Source organism: Pedobacter sp. 01T416_2 (assembly GCF_056398925.1).
Genome location: NZ_JBFTQI010000665.1, coordinates 1 through 3,320 on the forward strand (window position 1 = coordinate 1; position 3,320 = coordinate 3,320).

General features: G+C 39.4%; 3 protein-coding genes. All 3 read left to right on the forward strand.

Annotated elements, in window-relative coordinates; all coding sequences use genetic code 11:
- Nucleotides 1-703, forward strand: a 703-nt coding sequence (locus AC1DPQ_RS22075) for a formylglycine-generating enzyme family protein (protein WP_477610885.1), incomplete at its 5' end; no start/stop codon positions are given.
- A 104-nt stretch (nucleotides 704-807) separates the two neighbouring features.
- A complete protein-coding gene (locus tag AC1DPQ_RS22080; RefSeq protein WP_477610886.1) occupies nucleotides 808-2,094 on the forward strand; it encodes a sugar MFS transporter in 1,287 nt (428 codons plus the stop codon).
- Nucleotides 2,095-2,365: 271 nt separating this feature from the next.
- Entirely contained in the window at nucleotides 2,366-2,872 is a 507-nt protein-coding gene (locus AC1DPQ_RS22085) for a D-glycero-alpha-D-manno-heptose-1,7-bisphosphate 7-phosphatase (protein ID WP_477586292.1), read from the forward strand.
- Nucleotides 2,873-3,320: the final 448 nt, after the last annotated feature.

Consider the following 3,320-nt stretch of genomic DNA (forward strand, 5'->3'; position numbering starts at 1 on the left):
AGGTACGCCAAAACCGCCAGACAGTGTTTTTGTTGCAGCCTCTTTAGTTTTCTATCAGCCTAAAAGTGTTACCTCTTTAAACGATGCCTCGCAATGGTGGCGTTGGGTTAAAGGCGCCAATTGGAAACATCCTCATGGCCCCAACAGCGATATTAAAGGAAAAGAAAATTTTCCGGTTGTACATGTATCCTGGGATGATGCCATGGCCTATTGTAAATGGTCGGGTAAACGTTTACCAACAGAGGCAGAGTGGGAGTATGCGGCAAGAGGTGCTCTGAAAAATGAAAAATATCCATGGGGGAATGAAGATATAGAAAAGGGTAAGGTAAAAGCCAATACCTGGCAGGGGAGCTTCCCGGTTAAAAACACCAATTGGGATGGTTTTAATGGTTTAGCTGCAGTGAAAAAATTTAAGCCGAACGGTTATGGGCTTTATGATATGGCGGGCAACGTGTGGGAGTGGTGCAGCGATTGGTACCGACCTGATTATTATAGCACGCTTTCAGGGTTGAGCACCAATCCTAAAGGTCCGTCAGATAGCTACGACCCTATGGAGCCGACTATACCTAAAAGAGTGGTAAGGGGTGGTTCTTTTATGTGTAATGCCTCTTATTGTAAAGGTTACCGGGTAACTTCGAGAATGAAAACTTCTGTTGATACGGGCTTAGAGCATACCGGTTTTAGGTGTGTGAGCACCAACTAAAGCCCTTTTCTGTTAAAGTTAAAATTACGCAAACGTTTGACCCTTATTTTATTAAATATTATTGTTTAGTTTGGTCCAAACAAATTAAACCGAACCAAAACTTTATGCAACAAACAACAAAATCAGGTCAAACGCAAGGGCCAAAACCACTTATTATCATTTGTGCCCTATTCTTTATTTTTGGCTTTGTAACCTGGGCAAACGGAACATTAATTCCTTTCTTTAAATTATCTTTCGGATTATCAAACTTACAGGCGTTCTTCGTAACCTTTGCATCGTACATGGCTTACTTCTTTTTAGCGCTGCCATCATCGTGGATACTTAAAAAAGTGGGTTTTAAAAATGGAATTGTTTTAGGCTTGGTTATTTTAGGCCTGGGTTCTTTGATATTTATACCTGCGGCCCAAACCAGAACGTTTGGTTTGTTTTTAACCGGGATTTTTGTTCAGGGTGCTGCATTAGCTTTGTTGCAAACCGCATCAAACCCGTACTTAACCATTATCGGCCCAATAGAAAGTGCTGCAAAACGGATCAGTTTTGCGGGTATTTGTAATAAATTTGCCGGAATGATTGTGCCTTTAATTATGGGCAGTCTGTTTTTGAAAAATGCTACTGAAGTGGAGAAACAGATCAAAGCGGCTACCGGCGCTGTTCACGAGCAGTTATTAAACGATGTTTTAGGCCGTGTAAATATGCCTTACATTGTTTTAGCTATCGTTTTCTGCCTTTTTGCAGTTTTTATTAAATTCACCAACCTTCCAGAAGTTGAAGTGGAAGAAGATGTGATCGACGAAAGCAAAGGAGAGGTGGTAAAACATACAAGTATTTTTCAGTTCCCACACTTGTTCCTGGGTGCACTTTGTATTTTTGTATATGTAGGCGCAGAGGTTATGGCTGGCGATATTATCGGTATTTATGGCCGCGAGCTAGGCATTAGTCCAGAGATTAGCGGTAAACTAACTTCTATTACGCTTTTTAGTATGTTAATCGGTTATATTATTGGTATCGTTACCATTCCAAAATATATATCTCAGCAAAAAGCCCTTAGAATCTGTGCTATTTTAGGCATCATATTTACTGTTTTATCTTTTGCTATTTCCAGTTGGTTTGCCGTAATTTTTGTAGCCTTATTGGGTTTAGCCAATTCGTTAATGTGGCCGGCAATTTTCCCGCTGGGCATTAGCCACTTGGGTAAATTTACCAAAATCGGTTCGGCGATAATGATTATGGGTATTGCAGGTGGTGCTTTAATGCCATTATTATATGCTTTCTTAAATGAAAAATTACATGTTAACTTTCAACTGGCTTATCTTTTAACTGTATTACCTTGTTACTTGTACATTCTGTATTTTGCTATAAAAGGCCATAAAGCAGGATTGAATCTGAAATAACCAAAACCAAATAAATTTTATGATTAAGCCCGGTCTTTAATTAGATTGGGCTTTCTTTTGTCCTTAATTTTCAGTTATTTTGGCGAATTATAAAGAGGATGTATCATTTGTTATAATTTATTCCATTCGAATTTTGTCACGTTGAGCTTGTCGAAACGCTGAGAGGCATTTAAACAGGTCCTTCGACAGGCTCTCCGTAGGAGTCCTTTGGACAGGATGACAAATTTATATTTATGATACCGTCTCAAATCACAATACTCATATCTCAATAATGAATAAAGCTATTTTTCTAGACCGTGATGGTGTACTCAATCACGAAATATATGATTACATCTGCCGTGTTGAAGATTTTAAAATCCTCGATTACCAGATTCCAGTATTAAAAAAACTATTCGATGAAGGTTATCTTTTAATCGTAATTACCAACCAGGGTGGTATTGCCTTAAAACGTTATACCGAACAAGAGCTGGCCATTATGCACCAAATGCTCCGCAATGCTTTTGTTGCTCAAGGAGCCGATATTGCTGGTTTTTATTATTGCCCGCATCATCCAACTGTTGGTGGCGAATGCAAGTGTAGAAAACCTGCTTCGGGAATGATTTTGGATGCAATTGAGATGTACGATATCGACCCGGCACAATCTATTATGATCGGCGATAAACCAAGAGATGTTGAAGCTGCAAATGGGGCAGGAGTGAAAGGTATTCTAATCGAACCTGATGAGCAGATCAGTTATGAGAAAATAAAGGAAGTCCTTAGTCGTGAGTCTTTAGTCTAAAGTCTCTTTTTAAAGTGCATAAAAAACGCTAAGTCCAGATTTATATTGATTTATGGATTAGATTATTGATTAAAGTTTGATCATTTGGGCGTTTTAACACGCTGTACACTGTATCTTTTTGGCTGTCCTTCGACTACACTCTCCACAGGAGTCCTTTGGACAGGATGACAGCCAAAAAGGATGCCGTTTCCATCGTTAACGCAAAATAACGCGATGACTTACGAAGTTTAGAAAGGGAAGGAGCGGATGAATAACTTCGTAAGTCAGAAGCTTCTGGAATTCTATTACGCCTTTCCCCACCTAATACTTACGAAATCCTTCCATGCGCTTGCCCATTGAGATTTCGTAAGTACCTGGCCACCTAGACCTGATTGAAATGGCATTCCGGTTTTCGACTATTTAACCTTATCGAAAATTCACCGGAATATAATGGAAAGCAGGACTACAG

Coding starts and splice junctions, on each gene's coding strand:
- AC1DPQ_RS22080 (WP_477610886.1), top strand. CDS start 808: ATGCAACAAACAACAAAATCAGGTCAAACGCAAGGGCCAAAACCACTT.
- AC1DPQ_RS22085 (WP_477586292.1), top strand. CDS start 2,366: ATGAATAAAGCTATTTTTCTAGACCGTGATGGTGTACTCAATCACGAA.